We start from the raw sequence: 18922 nt of genomic DNA, 5'->3' as shown, positions 1-18922 counted from the left end.
GTATTGGGGGTCAATTTTTCCCATAGCCTAGTAAAAACCAGGCGGGTCTCGTTTATTCTCTTAGCTCAAGGACCTCGTTTATGCCAAAAACTGACAAGTACTATTATCACACTCATGAAGCCCTGATGCGATATGCAAGATTACTCAGGTTTGGAGATATTCACACCAAAATGGACGCAAGCACCGGGCTCCAAGCGATTATCGCGATTCACAACACCCAACGGGGACCCGCAATCGGCGGTTGCCGAATCTATCCTTACAGATCCTACGGAATGGCCCTAAAAGATGTGTTGAGGCTCTCATACATGATGACCCTCAAAGCCGCTGCGAGTGATTTGCCCCATGGGGGCGCCAAAGCCGTCATTATCGCCCCTCCAGTTATCAAAGACCGTGATGCCCTTTTCCGCTCATTTGGTGACTTTGTGCATGATATGAACGGTCGCTACATCACTGCTATGGATCTCGGCACAACCACCCACGATATGGACGTAATTGCCGAACGCACACCTCACGTGATTGGTGCTGCTGGAACCGATGAGGTCCAGGGTGATCCCTCACCCTTCACTGGCCTTGGCGTTATGCGAGGGATCCAGGCAGCAGTTAAGTTCAAATTAGGTCGCGATGATCTGGACGGACTACGAATTGCCGTACAAGGCGGAGGCAAAACAGCCTACTACCTTTCAGAACACCTCCACCGACACGGCGTCAAAATCACGATGTGCGATACGAAGCCGGAAGCTACCGAGCGTTTTGTAAAAGAATTTAATGCCGATGTCGTGACCCCTGAAGAAATTTACGATGTAGAGTGCGACATATTCGCTCCCTGCGCAATCGGGGGAACCATAAATCTCAATACCCTGAATAGGATAAGTGCAAACATCATTGCAGGTGCGGCTAACAATCAACTCGCTCACCGCAAATACGGTGAAATTGCACATCAAAGGGGCGTTCTTTATGCACCCGATTTTGTTCTCAATGCTGGCGGATTGATACAAGCGGCTTCTATTCACGATTATCACGATATTGAAATCGCCAAAAAATTAACGGAGCAAATCTACGATCGGATGCTGACATTATTCGAACGCTCCGCACAAACAAACAAACCAACGACTGACATTGCCGAGCTTATCGCTAAAGAAAAGCTCAATGAAAAAAAATCTGATTACGTGGAGACAGTATGACGAACCCGAAAATGACCACCGTCGCTTCGTATGACGTTAAATTTCTACAATTTCTCAATGAAAATAGTCAATCCATGCAACCTTTTCCAGAATTTGCTGACTCTAAAACACTGCTCGAATTATATCGCGCGATGTCATTAATTCGCAGTTACGACAATAAAACAGTTAACTTACAACGCACCGGTAAAATGGGCACATTTGCAGCCTCGCGTGGACAAGAAGCAACTGGCATTGGCATGGGTCACGCGATGCAAAAAGAAGATATTTTTTGCCCGTATTATCGTGATCAAGGCGTTTTTTATATGCGCGGCGGAAAACTTTCAGAAATTCTTGCCTATTGGGGTGGCGATGAACGCGGGAGCAACTATGCCAATCCTGATCTTTCTGAAGATTTTCCTATTTGCGTTCCGATCGCAGGACAATTACTTCACGCTGCGGGTGTTGCCTATGCGGTTAAATACCGCAAACAAAAACGCGCCGTGCTAACTATCTGTGGTGATGGTGGCACATCGAAAGGCGATTTTTATGAAGCCATCAATTTAGCTGGTGTTTGGAATCTCCCCCTTGTGTTTGTGATTAATAATAATCAATGGGCCATTTCAGTACCGCGCCCCAAACAATCAAACTGTGAAACGCTCGCACAAAAAGCGATTGCTGCTGGCTTTGAAGGTATCCAAGTGGATGGCAATGATGTCATCGCCGTGCGATATGCCGTTGCAGATGCCTTAGACAAAGCACGTCAAGGCGGCGGCCCCACTTTAATTGAAGCCGTAACTTTTCGCTTGTGTGATCACACCACTGCCGATGATGCCTCACGCTATACACCTGCTGAGGAAATTAAAAACGCGTGGAAAGACGAGCCAATTGCAAGGCTCGGTTATTATCTCGAGTCCGAAGGACTGTGGTCACGTGAAAAAGAAGCTGACATGCAAAAAGAATTAACGGCTGAAGTTGATGAGATTGTAAAAGAATATTTAAATGCTACTCCCGCCAAGCCGACCGACATGTTTGATTATTTATATGCTGAGTTGCCTCAAGAATTAAAATCTCAGCGCGATGATTTGGAGGCACACTCATGAGCAAAATTACATTAGCAGAAGCTGTTAACCAGGCATTAGCTTATGAGATGAATAATGATAAAAATGTCGTCGTATTAGGCGAAGACATTGGCGTCAATGGCGGTGTTTTTAGAACAACTGTTGGTTTATTAGAAAAATACGGTCCCGAGCGCGTGTTAGACACACCACTCGCTGAATCTATGATTGCCGGCATTTCAGTCGGCATGGCTGCTCAAGGATTAAAACCCGTTGCCGAATTTCAATTTATGGGATTTATTTATTCAGGCTTCGATCATATTTTAAGTCATGCAGCACGACTGCGTAATCGCACCCGTGGTCGATTAACATGTCCGCTCGTGTATCGCGCTCCGTATGGCGGCGGCATTCACGCACCTGAGCATCACTCAGAAAGCACTGAAGCTTTATTCGCGCATATTCCAGGAATACGCGTTGTTATTCCATCATCGCCTGCACGCGCGTACGGATTATTATTAGCCTCTATTCGCAACCCCGACCCTGTCGTTTTTCTCGAACCAAAGCGCATTTATCGTTGGGTAAAACAAGACGTGCCTGACGATGGTAAAGCTTTGCCACTCGATAAATGTTTTATTTTACGTGAAGGCGAAGATGTGACATTAGTCACGTGGGGCGCGATGATTAAAGAAACGCTGGAAGCTGCCGATCAATTAGCCAAACAAAATATCAGTGCTGAAGTCATCGATGTTGCAACAATTAAACCTATCGATATGGAAACGATTTTAGCGTCTGTTGAAAAAACAGGGCGCTGTGTCATCATCCACGAAGCACCGCGCACGTGTGGTGTGGGCGCAGAAATTGCAGCAGCTGTAGCTGAACGTGGATTATTGTCATTGCTTGCACCCATTCAACGCGTGACCGGCTATGATACAGTAATGCCGTATTTTAAATTAGAAAAAAATTACATGCCTAATGCAAAACGCATTATTGAAGCAGTACAAACACAGATGGAGTTTGAATGAAAATATTTAAATTACCCGACCTCGGCGAAGGTTTGCCCGATGCAGAAGTTCGCGAGTGGTACGTAAAAGTCGGCGATGAAGTTAAAACCGATCAACCCTTAGTCGCCATGGAAACAGCAAAAGCATTAGTTGATGTGCCAGCACCCTTTGATGGCAAAATTGAAAAATTATTTGGCGAACCGGGTGATACCATTGAAACGGGCCAACCATTAATTGGATTTGAAGGCGAAGGCGAAGCCGAAGAAGTAAAAAAAGATACGGGTACCGTCGTTGGCGCAATCGAAGAAGGCGAAGCCGTACTTGAAGAATCTGCAATCGGTGTAGCGCAAAGCAAAACCAGTGACAAACGCATTAAAGTCACGCCAGCAGTACGCATGCTAGCCAAACAATTGGGTGTTAATCTCGAAGAAATTACACCTGCAGGCGACAAAATTACCGCAGAAGATGTTAAACGCGCCGCTGCGAACGTGAAACCAGCAGCATCAAGCCAAGGTCCAAAGATTGACGGCGAACTCACAAAATTATCGAACGTAAGACGCGCGATGGTGCTCAGTATGACTCAGTCACACCAGCAAATCGTTCCCGTCACCATGGTCGATGATGCCGATATCAATCATTGGCCTCAAGATGAAGATATTTCTGTACGCATTATCCGTGCAATACAAGCTGCCTGCGAAGCCGTGCCCATCGTAAATGCTTTTTTCGATGCCACGCAAATGGGTTACAAACAAAATGACACGATTAATTTAGGCGTCGCGGTTGACACTCCAAGCGGCCTTTATGTGCCCATTTTAAAAGATATTGCTAATCGTGATGATGCCAGTCTGCGTGAACAAATCAATCGATTCAAACAGCAAGCCCAAGACCGCAGTTTTCCACAAGAAGAACTGCAAGGTGCAACCATCATGATGTCTAATTACGGCACATTTGCGGGTCGCTATGCATCTCCACTTCCTGTTCCGCCAATGGTTGCAATCATCGGCATCGGCAGAGCCAGAGACGAAGTCGTTGCAGAAAATGGAAAGCCCGTAGTCCATCGGGTCATGCCGCTTGCCGTGACCGTGGATCATCGACTCATCACAGGTGGTGAAACTGGCCGCTGTTTAAAAGCTCTTATTGAGGCGCTCGAAAAATAATACGGAAAGAGTGAGTCACGTTATTCCAATATCCAGCATTCTGCCATGGTCACGAGACTCCTCGTATTGCTCGAAGTGACATTGTTTAGGATGACACGTGATGCCATAGCCATACTTTGGAGCCTCATTTGCAGGGAAGTTACTATTGTTCTTTATCAACAACTGTGATTTTTTCAATCACAACATCCTTTGCTGGCACATCTTGATGGCCTGCTCGCGCTGTTGTATCAACCGATTTAATTTTATCGATAATGTCCATGCCATCTGTGACATGACCAAATACGCAGTAACCCCAAGCATCACCCGTTTTTGCTTTGTGATCTAAAAAAGCATTGTCTGCTACATTGATAAAAAATTGTGATGTTGCAGAGTGTGGGTCTGATGTACGCGCCATTGCAATCGTGCCGCGCTTGTTGGAACCACCTTTATCCGCTTCATTTTCAATGGGTTCGTGCGTCGATTTTTGCGACATGCCCGGTTCAAAACCTCCACCTTGAATCATGAATCCGTCGATAACACGATGAAATAATGTGTTATCGAAAAAACCTTCTTCTGCATAGCGTAGAAAGTTTTTTGCGGTGTTCGGCGTATTTTGATGATCAAGTTCTAGTTTGATCGTCCCCAAGTTCGTTTCAATGACAACCATTTTCTAACCTCCTCAGTGTAGGCCCCGTAGTATACATCAAGCGTATTTTAATTGCTTGCTGCAGCGGATCCGAAAAACTATGTTACACTAACCTGAGTTCTGTATAAGAAAAGGAATAAGTGAATGAAATAATTGAAAAAAAGACCGGAACCGCTAAAATTTAGCTCCAAAATTACAGCTAAATAATGTAACAGGAGTTAATCATGTTGGCACCGGTCACGGAGATTTTTTGTGATATGGATGATTTTTGCAAGGATTATTTGAAAGGTCAATCAAAGTATTTGCTACCGAACCCAGACAGAAAACGAGATCGAGCGATGCAAATGAGCTTGTCTGAAATTGGCACCATCATTGTGTTGTTTCAAATGAGTCACTATCGCACATTTAAGGATTTTTATTGTGGATGTGTTTTACAAGACATGAAGAAGTATTTTCCTACGGCGCTGAGTTACACACGTTTTGTCGCCTGCCAATCAGCAGCGCTAATGATGCTCGCCGCCTATTTGCTTTCGAGAAAGGGCAAACACACGGGATTGTATTATATTGACTCAACTACACTACGCGTATGCCACAATAAACGAATTTATCGAAACAAGGTTTTCAAAGGCATTGCTAAACGCAGTAAAAGCACAATGGGCTGGGTTTACGGCTTTAAACTACATATTGTGATTAATCATCAAGGGGAATTAATCCGTTTTTGTTTAACGAAAGGGAACGTGGATGATCGCGCTGTTGTTAGAAAATTAATGGCTAATTTAAAGGGGTTGGGCGCTGGCGATAAAGGGTATCTTGGAAAAGATCTTGCGGACGATTTGGCAAAACACGATTTAAAATTTGTGACAAAAGTCCGTAAAAATATGAAGAACAAAATGCTTTCTGCATTTGAAAAGTTTTTCCTAAAACAACGTGGCATCGTAGAAACGATTATCGATCAGTTGAAAAACTTGTATCATGTTGAGCATTCGCGTCATCGTAGTCCGATTAATTTTTTAGTCAATACCCTTGCAGCGCTAATTGCCTATTCTTGGCGACCAAACAAACCAGGAATAAAAACCAACAATATAAAGAATAATTTATACGCAGTTATCCAGAACTGAGGTTACACTATGTTCACAAACACAGGAGAATTAAACATGTCACACGAAGGCTATCATGAACCCGTCGACGAGCTTACCGACGAAACCCGCGATATGCATCGCGCGATTGTTTCATTAATGGAAGAACTCGAGGCAGTTGACTGGTACCAACAACGTATCGATGTTTGTAAAGACAAAGAACTCAGCGCCATTTTGGCTCACAATCGCGATGAAGAAAAAGAACATGCCGCCATGGTACTCGAATGGATTCGTCGCCGTGATCCTGGGTTTGATAAAGAATTAAGAGATTATCTCTTTACCGACAAGCCCATCGTTGATCTTGAAAAAGAACACGATTAAATAAAACCTAATTCACCCAAGCCCGTGCATTACGGAAAAAACGCATCCACGGGCTTTCATCATTCCATTCATCCGGACACCAAGAAAACTGCACCGCGCGAAAAACGCGTTCCGGATGAGGCATCAAGATAGTCACACGCCCATCTGACGTTGTAAATCCAGTAACACCATCGGGGCTGCCGTTGGGATTCATCGGATAAATATTCGTAGATTGATGATGATGATCGACGTATTGCAATGCGACAAGCGCTTCTTGTTTCTCAAACACCACTCGACCTTCACCATGCGCCACAGTTATAGGTAACACACTGCCCGCCATGTCTTTGAAAAAAATAGACGGTGAAGGCATCACTTTCACTAATGATAATCGTGCTTCAAACTGCTCTGATTCGTTGCGATGAAATGAGGGCCAATGCTCTGCACCCGGAATTAATTCCTTCAAGTACGAAAACATTTGGCAACCATTACAAACACCCAAAGCAAAACTATCGTTACGCTCAAAAAAATGATGAAATTCATCGCGAATATTAGGATGCATTAAAATAGATTGCGCCCATCCGCGACCAGCACCCAAAACATCTCCATAGGAAAAACCACCACAACCCACTAACCCTTTAAAATCCTGTAAATTTACACGTTCATTTAATAAATCACTCATATGAACGTCAACACTCTCAAAACCGGCATGATGAAAAGCGGCTGCCATTTCAACATGACCATTAACACCTTGCTCACGTAAAATAGCGACTTTAGGTTTTAGGCGACGATTAATGTAAGGGGCTGCGATATTTTCTTCAACATCAAAAGTTAGGTGTGCATTTAAGCCGGGATTATCATCTTCCAACAATTGATCGTATTGTGATTTTGCGCAATCTGAATTATCGCGCAATGACTGTAATTTAAAGCTGGTCTCAGACCACAGCCGGTGCAAAATAACACGTTTTTCGCGATAAAACTCGCGCTCATTAAAATGAATCACGATACTATCGGAACGGTTGACGCTACCGATAACATGGGTATGCGCATCGAGGTCATGGCCCTGCAAAATATCCAAAACAAGTTGCAAGTTTTTATTTTGAACCTGAATTACCGCCCCAAGCTCCTCAGAAAATAAACTCGCGATAGGATCTTGCCCTAAAGATTTCAATTCAATTTCAAGGCCAGCATGACCTGCAAACGCCATCTCACAGAGAGTTGCAAATAATCCACCGTCTGAACGATCATGATAAGCCAACAACAGTTGATTGCGATTGAGTGACTGAATCGCTTTAAAAAATTGCTTCAGCGCAACAGGGTCATCAACATCGGGCGGTCTGTCGCCCAACACGTTATATGTTTGGGCCAACACTGATCCCGCTAAACAATTCGCTCCTTTTCCTAAATCGATTAGTAATAAAAGGGTTTCACCGGTATTTGTCTGTAATTCAGGTGTTAACGTCGCACGCACATTATTCACCGGCGCCGTTGCGGTAATAATTAATGATAAAGGTGCGGTGACGCTTTTGGTTTGCCCTTTATCCTGCCATTTTGTACGCATGGATAATGAATCTTTACCCACAGGAATACTAATACCAAGAGCCGGGCAAAGTTCCATTCCAACAGTTTGCACGGCGTCGTATAATCCTGCACCTTCGCCAGGATAATCCGCTGCTGCCATCCAGTTTGCCGATAATGCAATTTGTGACATATCATCAATCGCTGCTGCAGCAATGTTAGTGATAGCCTCACCAACAGCCATACGTGCAGAGGCCGCATGATGAATTAATGCAATCGGCGTGCGCTCTCCCATCGCGAGTGCTTCACCACGATCACTATCAAAACTTGCCGAGGTCACCGCTACGTCCGACACCGGCACCTGCCAGGGACCCACCATCTGATCGCGCGCAACTAATCCACCCACACTACGATCACCAATTGTTATTAAAAAGCTTTTATCGGCAACACAGGGATATTGCAGCACGCGCTTTACCGCGTCTTTTATATCAATTTTTTTTGTGTCTAATAGTACGTGTGCAGGATTGGCGTGTTTATCCTCGCGATGCATCCGCGCTGTGTCATCAAATAATAGTGCCATCGGTATGTTAATGGGATCATTATTGAATTCATTGTCATTAACTTGCAGTTTTTCACTTTTGGTTGCCTTGCCAACTACGGCGAAGGGACAACGCTCGCGTTTTGCAATTTTTTCAAAGAGCGATAGCGATTTTGGGTTAATTGCTAATACACATCGTTCTTGTGCTTCGTTACACCAAATTTCGAGTGGCGTCATACCGGGTTCTGCATTGGGAATATCGCGTAATTGTAGGTCTGCACCCCGTTCACAAGCTGCAACAATCTCAGGAAGTGCGTTGGATAATCCACCAGCTCCCACATCGTGTATGCTCAAAATAGGGTTTTCATCACCCATCGCACAACAAACATTAATTAATTCTTGTGCCCGACGCTCTATTTCAGGGTTAGCCCGTTGCACGGAAGCGAAATCTAATAATTCACTGTTCTCACCCGTGCTGCGCGATGACGCTGAACCTCCACCTAATCCTATAGCCATTGCAGGACCACCAATCACAATCAATAGGGCACCTGCGGGTAACGATTTTTTCTCCACATGCATTTCACGAATAGAGCCGATACCACCTGCAATCATAATGGGTTTGTGATAACCACGACAAATGTCGCCGTAGTCACTCAAGACCATCATTTCAAATGTTCGAAAATAACCACAGATATTCGGACGCCCAAATTCGTTATTAAACGCCGCACCCCCAATCGGGCCCTCCAACATAATATCTAACGCAGAAGCCATGTGTTTTGGTTTTCCAACACAGGTTTCCCACGGCTGCGAAAAATCAGGTATATGTAAATGCGATACTGAAAAACCGGTTAGGCCAGCTTTTGGCTGTGCACCTCGACCGGTTGCAGCTTCATCACGAATTTCACCACCACTGCCCGTCGCTGCACCGGGAAAAGGTGAGATCGCCGTTGGATGATTATGCGTCTCAACTTTTAGCACGATAGGTGCAGGCTCCATTTTAGCTTGATATGCATGTGTATTTGGATCGATAAAAAAACGAGAAACATCATGCGCCTTTATCACTGCCGCATTATCTTTGTAAGCTACTAGGACTTGACGAGGATTTTGTTCATAGGTGTTGCGTATCATGTCAAATAATGATTTTTCATGCACAATACCATCGATTGTCCACTGCGCATTAAAAATTTTGTGTCTACAGTGCTCAGAGTTCACTTGCGCAAACATCATTAATTCAGCATCCGATGGATTTCGACCTAAGCGTTGAAAGGCTTCGAATAAATAATTTATTTCACCTTCCGTCAAGGACATGCCTAATTTTTCATTCGCATCGATTAGTGCTTGAATGCCCTGTTTTTCGATATCGATCGTTGTAAAAGTCTGTGCTTCATGGCTTTGAAAGAGCTGATTTAATGCTTCAATATCTTGAATTATCGTTTGCGTCATGGGGTCATGGAGTTCTGCCCATAAATCACGAATCATTCCGCCGGTTAATTTTTCATTCGATTCAATTTCATAATAAATACCACGCTCAATACGCGAGATTGCTGTCAGGTCACAAATGTGTGCAATTTCAGTTGCTTTAGATGACCATGGCGATATTGTTCCTATACGAGGTATCACCCAACACACGTTTTTTTCGGGTGATTGTGTTAACTCTGCAAATTGGCTCTGTGGCAAAAGAGCCTGAAGTTGCTGTAATTCTTTTTCGGATAGCTTTTGTGCGGTATCGACAAAATATACGTAGTGACTTTTTAAGGCTGTCACATTTGGAAATTGCGTTTGCAGGCGGTGGAGAATTTGATTTAAACGAAAAGGTGTATAGGTGAGCGAACCTTGCAAAAACAACATGAATATTTATCGTCCAACTTTATTAGTCACCTCTAGAAAATAAGTTTCTAGAGGTGACCTTGCATATTAAATTTTGGGCTTCCAGCTCAAGGCTAGATAGTTACCATTTATTTGTCTTTTTTAACAGAAATCAAGTTGACTTTAAAAATAAGTGTTTCGTTAGGACCAATGACTCCAGGCGCCCCTTGCATACCGTAGGCTAATTTTGCGGGGATATAAATTTCCCAAATAGCACCAGGCTTCATTTTGGTTAACGCTTCTTGCCAACCTTTAATTACAGTGTTTACAGGAAAAGTTGCTGGTTTGCCGCGTCTGTAAGAACTATCAAACACTTTACCATCAATCAACTTACCTTCGTAATTAACCGTAACAACGTCCTTCAAACTAGGGCTTGAGCCATGACCTGCTTTAAGCACTTTATATTGCAAGCCGTTGGCTGTTGTTACTATACCCTTTTTAGCTTTGTTGACTGCTAAAAATTGTGCGCCTTTTTGTGCATTTTGCTTGCCCAATTTTTCCATTTGAGCTTGCATTTTTTTCATAGATTCTTTTTGGAAGTTTTCCAAGGTCGCACGAATTTGCGCATCTGTCATTTGAGTTTTATTACCGGTGATCCCATCGCTTAACCCAGCCGCAAAAGCAGTAGGACTCACCTGGATATCATGCGTCTTGAACGCTCTTCCAGTCATAACTCCCATCGAGTAACTTAGTTTATCTTGCTGCGTTTTGATAGGAGTAGCTGCTTGAGCTACTGCCACAGAAGCAACCAAAGACCCACCCAGAAGGGCTACTAGTAGTCGTTTCATTCGGACTCTCCACTTAGGGTTGTTTTACAATGAGGTACATCTTAACAGGGTCAGCATAAGAATTCACGTCGCTGTTCTTCTCGTAGCAGGGAACGTCCATCATTGGCTAATCTGGGCTGAAAATACTCCTCAAAATGCTCACATACTGCGTGTTGTATGCTCAAGAATCCTCGCTTTATTCGAAATGAGAAGCGAGGGCCATAATCTTTAACTATTTGATTTTTATGTTTTTTATTAATGAAAGTGCGGGAGAAAAGTCGTCCAGGCTGCTAGCAGGGTAAATGCGCCCACCACAATAGCACCCAAGCGTAGCGTGAGTCTGTGCTCTAGATTTTTCATGTCGAGCTTGAACTCAGCACGAAGCCTTTCAAATTCAGACCTGAACTCAGTGCGCACCCCTTCAAGATCAGACCTAAACTCGACACGGAATTTTTCAAGCTCAGACTTGACTTCATTGACATCCTGTTTAGATGCAAGGTTTTCTGTTACACAACTATTTAACATTTCTACTTGTACCTCGGCTTGAACTTCAGCAATTTTAGAATCAAGACCCGCTGCTTTTAATTTTTTGGCATAAGCTAATGTGTCAAACGCAACCTGTATCATCAGGTATTCCTCAATTTTAATTATAACACAGAAAATTTTATATCGAATATTTAAAATTCGAAATACCGTAGTTCAAGTCACCACGGAATAATTCAATGTGTTATTTCCAAACCTTCGACACGCGAGGCGTTTGGGATGACACACGTGATGTGTGCCTTTGATCCCGTTAATCTTCCATCGCCATTAAACTCGCATTCCCACCCGCAGCGGTTGTATCGATTGTTAATGTGCTTTCGTCACATAAACGCGATAAATAATGGGGGCCACCCGCTTTAGGGCCAGTTCCAGACAAACGACTGCCGCCAAATGGTTGCACACCAACCACTGCGCCAATCATGTTGCGATTTACGTAAATATTTCCGGCTTTGATGCGACGCTGAATATGTTCAATCTGCTCATCAATACGACTTTGAATGCCAAACGTCAATCCGTATCCTAAATTATTAATATCATCGATAACTTTATCTAAATCTTTTCGTTGATAGCGAATGACATGCAAAATTGGCCCAAAAAATTCTTTTTGACATAATGTTAAATCCGGTAATTCATAAGCCTGCGGCGCTACAAAAATACCATGATTTGTTTCCGGTGGTAGTTCAACTTTATAAATCAACTTGGCTTTTTCTTGCAATTCAGCAGCGTGCGCTTCCAACATTTTTTTAGCGTCGTTATCAATAACTGGACCCACATCGTTTGACAATTCCATAGGATCACCGATGCGGATTTCCGCCATCGCGCCCGCTAACATTTTAATGACGTCATCAGCGATGTCGTCTTGAATAAACAACACACGCAAAGCTGAACAACGCTGCCCTGCGCTATCGAAAGCTGAAATAATAACATCGCGAACTAATTGTTCGGGTAATGCCGTTGAATCTACAATCATAGCATTCACACCACCTGTCTCTGCGACTAAGGGTGCGATAGGACCTTCACGATGCGCAAGTGACTGCTGAATAGATCGAGCGGTTGCATTTGAACCCGTCAATAATACGCCACTCACTAATGGATTAGACACCAATTCAGCACCTACCACATCACCGCGACCTGGCATAAATTGCAATATCTCTTTTGGCACGCCGGCTTCATGAAATAACTTCACAATTAATGCAGCGGTTAATGGTGTTTGTCGTGCAGGCTTTGCAATGACTGCGTTTCCAGTGACTAATGCTGCTGCCACTTGCCCCGTAAAAATAGCAATAGGAAAATTCCACGGGCTCACACATAAGAAAATACCACGTCCGTGCGTTCGCAAAATATTTGTTTCGCCAGTATAACCGGGCAACACTACATCCGCCAAATGATTCTCAGCATTAAAGGCATAATATCGACAAAAATCGGTAGCCTCGCGAACTTCGGATAATACATTCGGTAATGTCCGCCCCCCTTCACGCACAGCTAAATACATTAATTCTGCACGATGCTTTTCTAAAAGATCTGCGGTTTTTCGTAAAATTTCGGCACGCTCACTCACGTCGCGTGCATCCCATTGAGGGCAAGCATCCTCCGCATTTTTAACTGCAGCTTTCACATCGTCTGAGGTCGCTTGTTCAACGACTCCAATCTGACGACGTAAATCCATGGGATCAAATACGGGTTTACCCTTCTTAACTGTGCGCGTGAAGGGCGCTGCTTCCCATTTTTTCTCCGCAGCTTTTTCGATTTCTGCGATTAATTCAGCAAAAACATCCGTATTACTTAAATCAAGACCGGCAGAGTTTACACGATCCTGGCCAAAGATATCCTTTGGCAACGGAATTTTTGGGTTTGGAATTACAGACAAAGACTTAATTTTTGCAACTGGTGATTCAATTAAAGCATCAAGCGATGTTTTTTTGTCAGAAATGCGATTGACAAAGGAACTGTTAGCGCCATTTTCTAATAAGCGTCGGACTAAATACGGCAATAAATCTTCATGACTACCAACCGGTGCATAAATGCGACACGGGAAGTTCATTTTATTTTTACCAACAATATGATCGTGCAACGCTTTGCCCATGCCTTGCAAATTTTGAAATTCAAAGTGAGTGTCATGCGCTTTTTCGCCCATGATCGTTAAAATGGCCGCAACAGAATACGCATTATGCGTTGCAAATTGCGGATAAATTACATCTTGCGCCGACAATAATTTTTTAGCACATGCTAGATAAGACGCATCCGTATTCACTTTGCGAGTAAACACAGGATAGTTATTGAGTCCTTCCATTTGCGTGCGCTTAACTTCAGTATCCCAATAAGCTCCTTTCACTAAGCGAACATGAATACGTCGCTTTTGAGCGCGCGCGAGATTGGTTAACCATTCAATTAAAGGGAATGCGCGTTTTTGATAGGCTTGAACAGCTAGGCCTAGTCCATCCCAACCATCAAAGGCAGGGTCTTTATAAACACCTTCAAAAATATCTAACGACATATCTAATAATTCTGCTTCTTCAGCATCGATAGTCATGTTGAGATTATTCGCTTTTGCATGCAATGCAAGTTCTTTTACTCGCGCAATTAAAATAGGCACGACCCATTTACGTTCACGGTATTCATAACGTGGGTGCAGTGCCGACAGCTTCACAGAAATGCCAGGTGAATCAAAAACATCATGTTTTTTACTCGTTTTTCCTAATTCAGCAATGGCGTCGTAGTAGGCTTTATAATAAAAATCAGCATCGGCTTGCGTGCGTGCAACTTCACCCAACATGTCGTAAGAATAACGATAACCTTCTTCCAGCGAGGATTGTGAATTTTTTATCGCCTCTGAAATTGTACGGCCCAAAACAAATGTTTCACTCAACACTTTCATCGCTTCATGCACTGCTTTGCGAATGACTGGCTCACCACTGCGACGAATTAATCCACGCCAAATAGAGGCAAAATTAGCTTTGCCATCTTTACGTAATAATTTACCAGATAAGGCTAATCCCCATGTCGCCATGTTTACAAACGAGGATTCGCTCGCACCGATATGTTTTCCCCAACTTGCACTCGTTAGTTTGTCGCGAATTAATAATTTTTTCGTTTCCACATCGGGAATGCGCAATAACGCTTCTGCCAAACACATTAATAAAATGCCTTCTTCGGTAGACAAATCATAATGTGCCATCAGCGCATCAACACCGCTGCGCTCTTTTTCTTGCTCACGAACCTCAATAACTAGCTGGCGCGCACGTTCATGAATTTCTTTTTCTATTGCTGATGTAAAATCAAGCGTCGTCAATAACGCGTCAACACACGTCGCTTCATCCATACGATAGGCTTTATTTAAGGCATCACGATTTTTCATAACGGGTCTCTCGAATTAATAATAATATGACTAGCGCCAACACTAAACAAACTACCAAACTTGTCAAGGCATATCGATACGCTGCAATGGGTAGTTTCATCATGTCTATATGACTAGGAGCATCGCTTCTCAATAAATAACCAATTAATGGCTGAAGCACGGGAGCTCCAATAGCGATGCACATCATGTTCGTGAATCCCATCGCCGAACCGCGAATACTTCGATCGGTAATTTCGCGCGTCATCGCAAATATCAACACGTAAACTCCGGTTAAAAACCCCATAATCCCCAAAAGAACAAATACAAACCCTAGCGACAAATGAGGCACGTAAACAAAAATGGCGGTGACAATTATATTGAGCACCGTAGCAATCATCATGATCAACCGTCGTCGATAAAATAAGCCAGACAGCCAACCCCAAAATGGCGTCCCAATAACGGCCCCTATAAACATGACTGAACCGGCCAGTGCAGCAGTTTCGAGCGTGACATGAAAAACCCGCTGTAACGTGGGTATCACCCATAGTCCTGCAAAAGCGGGTAACATCGCGAACGTTAATCCACCAAATAGACCGATTAACCACAACTGCGGTTGTTTTATGCTTTTAATAAAACCGCGTACCACACCCTCTGTCAATGAGGCAGGAGAGCTATCTAATTTTAACAATTCACTTTGTTGTTTAGAGGGCGTATTGCGCACGAAGATCACGACAATTAGTGCCAATATCACACCGAGAGCCGCGCAAATAACCATCGTGTCACGCCAACCAACACGTGTAACAATGGCCGCTAAACTCGGCTCACCCGCCGCAGCACCTATCATTGCCAACATTTCGGTTAGCCCAACTACAAATGCAAATCGCACCGTCGAAAACCAGTTTGCAGCAATGTAGAGTGCAGCAGCAACAAAAGGTGCGCTCGCCAAACCCATTACCGCTCGGCCCACACCTGCCAACCCAAAAAAAGTAGCGTGCGCAAACCAGAGGCACCCGACAGCAAAGAGTATCATTCCCCACAATAATACTTGTCGCGCCCCATAACGATCTACCAGCATGCCACCGGGCACTTGAAAAATTAAATACGGATAAAAAAAGATAGACGTTAGAAAACCGATTGCTTCTTCATCGATTTTAAAATCGCGCATCAGTAGCGGGATCATCACGCTTGTGGATGCCTGTAAAATAAATTGATAGGGAACTGGGAGCGCCGCAAGAAACCAAACAATCCACGCCGTAGCGCGGTGTCGTAAATTTGAGGTTTTCTTTTGCACCGACATGGAGGACGTCCTAACCAACAGTTTGCTGTTGATAACGCTCGATGCTCGCCTTTATTTCTCTTTCTGCGGAGTCGTGATTTTCCCAACCATCGACCTTCACCCATTTGTTCGGTTCGAGCTCTTTATAGTGCTCAAAGAAATGTGCGATGCTTTTTAATAAGATGGGCGGCAAATCTTGCATGGATTTAATTTCTGCCATTTGGGGGCATGATTTTGCAATCGGCACAGCTAACACTTTACTGTCGCTACCCGCCTCATCCGTCATTTTCAACAAACCCAAGGCACGAACACGCAGCATGCAGCCAGCGTTGAGGGCATAAGGCGTAATGACTAACACATCGACGGGGTCGCCATCTTCCGCCAAGGTGCTCGGCACAAAACCGTAGTTGCAAGGATAATGCATGGCAGTGGGCATGAAGCGATCGACTTGCAGCAATCCAGTTTCTTTATCAAGCTCATATTTGATTGAACCACCTTCGGCTGGAATCTCGATGATAACATTGAAATCGTCGGGAATATGAGCTCCCGCTGGAATGTTTATGGCCATACGCCCTTACCCCTTTCAGCTAGTTGAACAAATCGGCGACATTATACCAGGTTTGGGGGTTATTTTAAGTATGGGTAATACCTCTATTCTTGAATGGCTAGCCTCCTGGCTTACACATATGGGCTATAAGAGACTCTATACGAATTTTTTTCTTTTTGATTGATAAACTCGGGAAGCTTAGGCATTACGTCTCGTAAGACTCGACCTAAACGGCTGCCACCAGACCCGAGGGCAATATTCCTAAAAATCGAGAAAGAACTATCATTGTTGCAAGTGGCATTTTGAAGGTCATAAATTTCAACAATGATAGCATCTAAGGCACCAATAGTTTCAGCTTGCTGTGCTCCCTTTATAATTTTTTGAATTTTAAAGGCAGTCTCCACATTTTTGCGCACACGCCAATGACCTCGCTTCTCGTACTCCTCATATTGGACTTTGGATAAATTTATAAAAATAATTAAAAATTGCTTGACATAGAAACCGAAAAAAAATTTTACGTTGTAAACAACGTTTGTTCGAAAAAATAAAATAAGGAACAAACGATGTTAGCGACAGAAAAACTAAAACAATTCCGTACATTCCTCTACAACATCTTCCCCGCGCGACGCGATGCCAATATGAATTTACTCGATGCCCTTTCAAGCCATGGCCATCGCTGCAAAACACCCATAGAATTATGTGAATCGCCATACTTTGAACGTGAATACAGTAGTATTACCGATGCGATTAGCGATGGTTTGTCGGTAGCAAATTGTTGGGATAGCATGATGAAAATACAATATGAACATGTGAGTCATAGCGATGACCGTGTGATCATTATTGCGGATACGACACCACAGTCGCGTCAAAGTGCACACTGTGTTGAAGATCGCCATGTGGTTTACAGCCCTAATCCAGCACCGGGTAACAAACCGATTACCATTGGACATGAATATTCAACGGTATCACTATTGCCCAATGATGGTGCAGCTCAAGAAAAGCATTGGTTAGTTCCACTGGATACGAGGCGCGTTAAAAGCGATGAAAAAGGCAATGTAGTTGGGATGCAGCAAATTAACCGTTGTATTGCAGACTTAGCGCTTACTCATAAATTGGTGGTTAGCGTGGCTGATTCAAAATATGGTACAGAAGCTTGCCGTAAACTGGTTAGCGAAAATCCCAATTGGGTACATCTTTTCCGTTTTAACAGTACCCGTAATGTTTTCGCGCCCGCATCAATAGAAGATAATACCTCAGGAAGTATAAAACGCTATGGTGATGCGATGAAACTAAACGACAGCACGACTCACCGTGAATCCGATGAGATTGTGCAGCAACCCATTACAACCCGCAGTGGCAAAACTTACCAATTGGAGATTAAAATATGGCGTGACCAATTACTGCGTGGTTCAAAGCAATTTAAAGGATATGAGCATCCTGTTACTGTTGTGCAATTGGTTGCGGTTGATGCTAACGGTAAATCTTTATATAAAAATCCACTCTGGTTAGGACTCGCTGGTGAACGACGTAATGAAATCACAGCATTAGAAGCCTATCACTATTACGATAGACGCTATGACATTGAACACTACTTTCGTTTTGGTAAAGACAAACTGTTATTTGACCGATACCAAACACCGGATGTTAAGCACGAAGAAGATTGGTGGCGGATGACAGCATTAGCGTATACGCAACTTTATCTAGCGAGGAATCTTGCCCCGATTTTACCGAAAAAATGGGAGCGGTATTTGCCGAGCTTCCAAGTGGATAACGAAAAACCATCAATAACTGCGACCCCTTCACAAACGCAACGGGGTTTTTCTACGGTGCTTGATACCGTTGGCACGCCTGCTAATCTCTGCAAACCACGCGGTAATCCGCAAGGCAGAACCAAAGGTGATACGCAGGGGAAACGCACGCGACATCCTGCTATTTTCAAAAATAGCAACTCAAAAATTAAAACGATTCAGAGGACTGAAGAAAAGACGCAAAACTCAGACCCTGAAAAAATAGAGGATTTGATTGGGATAGTAAAATCATGGTTGGATAAAATAAATTTTACACCTGAGCAATTCTACGAATTGCTGCAAAAAACAGCTTAA

The 18922-nt window shown here is 43.6% G+C and carries 15 protein-coding genes; 7 read left to right on the top strand and 8 right to left on the bottom strand.

What is annotated here, in order from left to right; translation table 11 throughout:
• Window positions 1-80: 80 nt before the first annotated feature.
• From ACJMKR_RS03045 to ACJMKR_RS03030, 4 genes are read left to right on the top strand one after another with little or no spacing between them, the layout of a single operon-like run.
• Window positions 81-1181: a Leu/Phe/Val dehydrogenase gene (locus ACJMKR_RS03045; protein ID WP_423063721.1), complete on the top strand. Its 1101-nt coding sequence runs from the start codon at window positions 81-83 to the stop codon at window positions 1179-1181.
• The gene (gene pdhA / locus ACJMKR_RS03040; RefSeq protein ID WP_423063720.1) at window positions 1178-2260 is read left to right on the top strand and encodes a pyruvate dehydrogenase (acetyl-transferring) E1 component subunit alpha; all 1083 of its coding nucleotides are present in this window, start codon (window positions 1178-1180) and stop codon (window positions 2258-2260) included. The genes ACJMKR_RS03045 and pdhA overlap by 4 nt, the downstream gene beginning before the upstream one ends.
• The gene (locus ACJMKR_RS03035) at window positions 2257-3237 is read left to right on the top strand and encodes an alpha-ketoacid dehydrogenase subunit beta (protein WP_423063719.1); all 981 of its coding nucleotides are present in this window, start codon (window positions 2257-2259) and stop codon (window positions 3235-3237) included. Before pdhA ends, ACJMKR_RS03035 begins: the two co-directional genes overlap by 4 nt.
• Window positions 3234-4373, top strand: a complete 1140-nt coding sequence (locus ACJMKR_RS03030) for a dihydrolipoamide acetyltransferase family protein (protein ID WP_423063718.1) — start codon at window positions 3234-3236, stop codon at window positions 4371-4373. Before ACJMKR_RS03035 ends, ACJMKR_RS03030 begins: the two co-directional genes overlap by 4 nt.
• Window positions 4374-4515: 142 nt before the next feature.
• On the opposite strand, the gene ACJMKR_RS03025 is transcribed toward ACJMKR_RS03030, so the two are convergent.
• A complete protein-coding gene (locus ACJMKR_RS03025; RefSeq protein WP_423063717.1) occupies window positions 4516-5019 on the bottom strand; it encodes a peptidylprolyl isomerase in 504 nt (167 codons plus the stop codon).
• 203 nt (window positions 5020-5222) lie between these two features.
• Between ACJMKR_RS03025 and ACJMKR_RS03020 the strand changes: the two genes are divergently transcribed.
• Complete coding sequence (locus tag ACJMKR_RS03020) at window positions 5223-6116, top strand: IS982 family transposase (RefSeq protein ID WP_423062298.1); 894 nt, start codon at window positions 5223-5225, stop codon at window positions 6114-6116.
• 36 nt (window positions 6117-6152) lie between these two features.
• On the top strand, window positions 6153-6455 hold the full coding sequence (locus tag ACJMKR_RS03015; RefSeq protein WP_423064173.1) for an encapsulin-associated ferritin-like protein: 303 nt from the start codon (window positions 6153-6155) through the stop codon (window positions 6453-6455).
• A gap of 7 nt (window positions 6456-6462) precedes the next feature.
• Here ACJMKR_RS03015 and purL read toward each other — a convergent pair whose 3' ends face one another.
• From purL to ACJMKR_RS02980, 7 genes are all read right to left on the bottom strand, one after another.
• On the bottom strand, window positions 6463-10335 hold the full coding sequence (gene purL, locus ACJMKR_RS03010; protein WP_423063716.1) for a phosphoribosylformylglycinamidine synthase: 3873 nt from the start codon (window positions 10333-10335) through the stop codon (window positions 6463-6465).
• A gap of 107 nt (window positions 10336-10442) precedes the next feature.
• Window positions 10443-11141, bottom strand: a complete 699-nt coding sequence (locus tag ACJMKR_RS03005) for an FKBP-type peptidyl-prolyl cis-trans isomerase (protein ID WP_423063715.1) — start codon at window positions 11139-11141, stop codon at window positions 10443-10445.
• A gap of 234 nt (window positions 11142-11375) precedes the next feature.
• The gene (locus ACJMKR_RS03000; RefSeq protein WP_423063714.1) at window positions 11376-11747 is read right to left on the bottom strand and encodes a hypothetical protein; all 372 of its coding nucleotides are present in this window, start codon (window positions 11745-11747) and stop codon (window positions 11376-11378) included.
• Between the two features lie 166 nt (window positions 11748-11913).
• A complete protein-coding gene (putA, locus tag ACJMKR_RS02995) occupies window positions 11914-15018 on the bottom strand; it encodes a bifunctional proline dehydrogenase/L-glutamate gamma-semialdehyde dehydrogenase PutA (protein ID WP_423063713.1) in 3105 nt (1034 codons plus the stop codon).
• On the bottom strand, window positions 15005-16294 hold the full coding sequence (locus tag ACJMKR_RS02990; protein WP_423063712.1) for an MFS transporter: 1290 nt from the start codon (window positions 16292-16294) through the stop codon (window positions 15005-15007). The genes putA and ACJMKR_RS02990 overlap by 14 nt, the downstream gene beginning before the upstream one ends.
• 10 nt (window positions 16295-16304) lie before the next feature.
• Window positions 16305-16841 carry an inorganic diphosphatase gene (gene ppa, locus ACJMKR_RS02985; protein ID WP_423063711.1) on the bottom strand — a complete coding sequence of 179 codons (537 nt, stop codon included), beginning with the start codon at window positions 16839-16841 and terminating at the stop codon, window positions 16305-16307.
• Window positions 16842-16951: 110 nt separating this feature from the next.
• The gene (locus ACJMKR_RS02980; RefSeq protein WP_423063710.1) at window positions 16952-17380 is read right to left on the bottom strand and encodes a hypothetical protein; all 429 of its coding nucleotides are present in this window, start codon (window positions 17378-17380) and stop codon (window positions 16952-16954) included.
• Window positions 17381-17383: 3 nt separating this feature from the next.
• Here ACJMKR_RS02980 and ACJMKR_RS02975 point away from each other — a divergent pair, with 3 nt between their 5' ends.
• Window positions 17384-18922, top strand: coding sequence for a transposase (locus tag ACJMKR_RS02975; RefSeq protein ID WP_423062352.1), 1539 nt, complete (start codon window positions 17384-17386; stop codon window positions 18920-18922).

This window comes from Candidiatus Paracoxiella cheracis (assembly GCF_049348705.1).
GTDB classification, from domain to species: Bacteria; Pseudomonadota; Gammaproteobacteria; order Coxiellales; family Coxiellaceae; genus Paracoxiella; species Paracoxiella cheracis.
This window is presented reverse-complemented; position numbering and strand designations above follow the sequence as displayed.

Excerpts from the sequence above, each read along its gene's own strand:
- ACJMKR_RS03045 (WP_423063721.1), top strand. The coding sequence starts at position 81 with ATGCCAAAAACTGACAAGTACTATTATCACACTCATGAAGCCCTGATG.
- ACJMKR_RS03030 (WP_423063718.1), top strand. The coding sequence starts at position 3,234 with ATGAAAATATTTAAATTACCCGACCTCGGCGAAGGTTTGCCCGATGCA.
- ACJMKR_RS03025 (WP_423063717.1), bottom strand. The coding sequence starts at position 5,019 with ATGGTTGTCATTGAAACGAACTTGGGGACGATCAAACTAGAACTTGAT.
- ACJMKR_RS02990 (WP_423063712.1), bottom strand. The coding sequence starts at position 16,294 with ATGTCGGTGCAAAAGAAAACCTCAAATTTACGACACCGCGCTACGGCG.
- pdhA (WP_423063720.1), top strand. The coding sequence starts at position 1,178 with ATGACGAACCCGAAAATGACCACCGTCGCTTCGTATGACGTTAAATTT.
- purL (WP_423063716.1), bottom strand. The coding sequence starts at position 10,335 with ATGTTGTTTTTGCAAGGTTCGCTCACCTATACACCTTTTCGTTTAAAT.
- ACJMKR_RS03005 (WP_423063715.1), bottom strand. The coding sequence starts at position 11,141 with ATGAAACGACTACTAGTAGCCCTTCTGGGTGGGTCTTTGGTTGCTTCT.
- ACJMKR_RS03000 (WP_423063714.1), bottom strand. The coding sequence starts at position 11,747 with ATGATACAGGTTGCGTTTGACACATTAGCTTATGCCAAAAAATTAAAA.
- ACJMKR_RS02975 (WP_423062352.1), top strand. The coding sequence starts at position 17,384 with ATGTTAGCGACAGAAAAACTAAAACAATTCCGTACATTCCTCTACAAC.
- ACJMKR_RS03020 (WP_423062298.1), top strand. The coding sequence starts at position 5,223 with ATGTTGGCACCGGTCACGGAGATTTTTTGTGATATGGATGATTTTTGC.
- putA (WP_423063713.1), bottom strand. The coding sequence starts at position 15,018 with ATGAAAAATCGTGATGCCTTAAATAAAGCCTATCGTATGGATGAAGCG.
- ACJMKR_RS03035 (WP_423063719.1), top strand. The coding sequence starts at position 2,257 with ATGAGCAAAATTACATTAGCAGAAGCTGTTAACCAGGCATTAGCTTAT.
- ppa (WP_423063711.1), bottom strand. The coding sequence starts at position 16,841 with ATGGCCATAAACATTCCAGCGGGAGCTCATATTCCCGACGATTTCAAT.
- ACJMKR_RS03015 (WP_423064173.1), top strand. The coding sequence starts at position 6,153 with ATGTCACACGAAGGCTATCATGAACCCGTCGACGAGCTTACCGACGAA.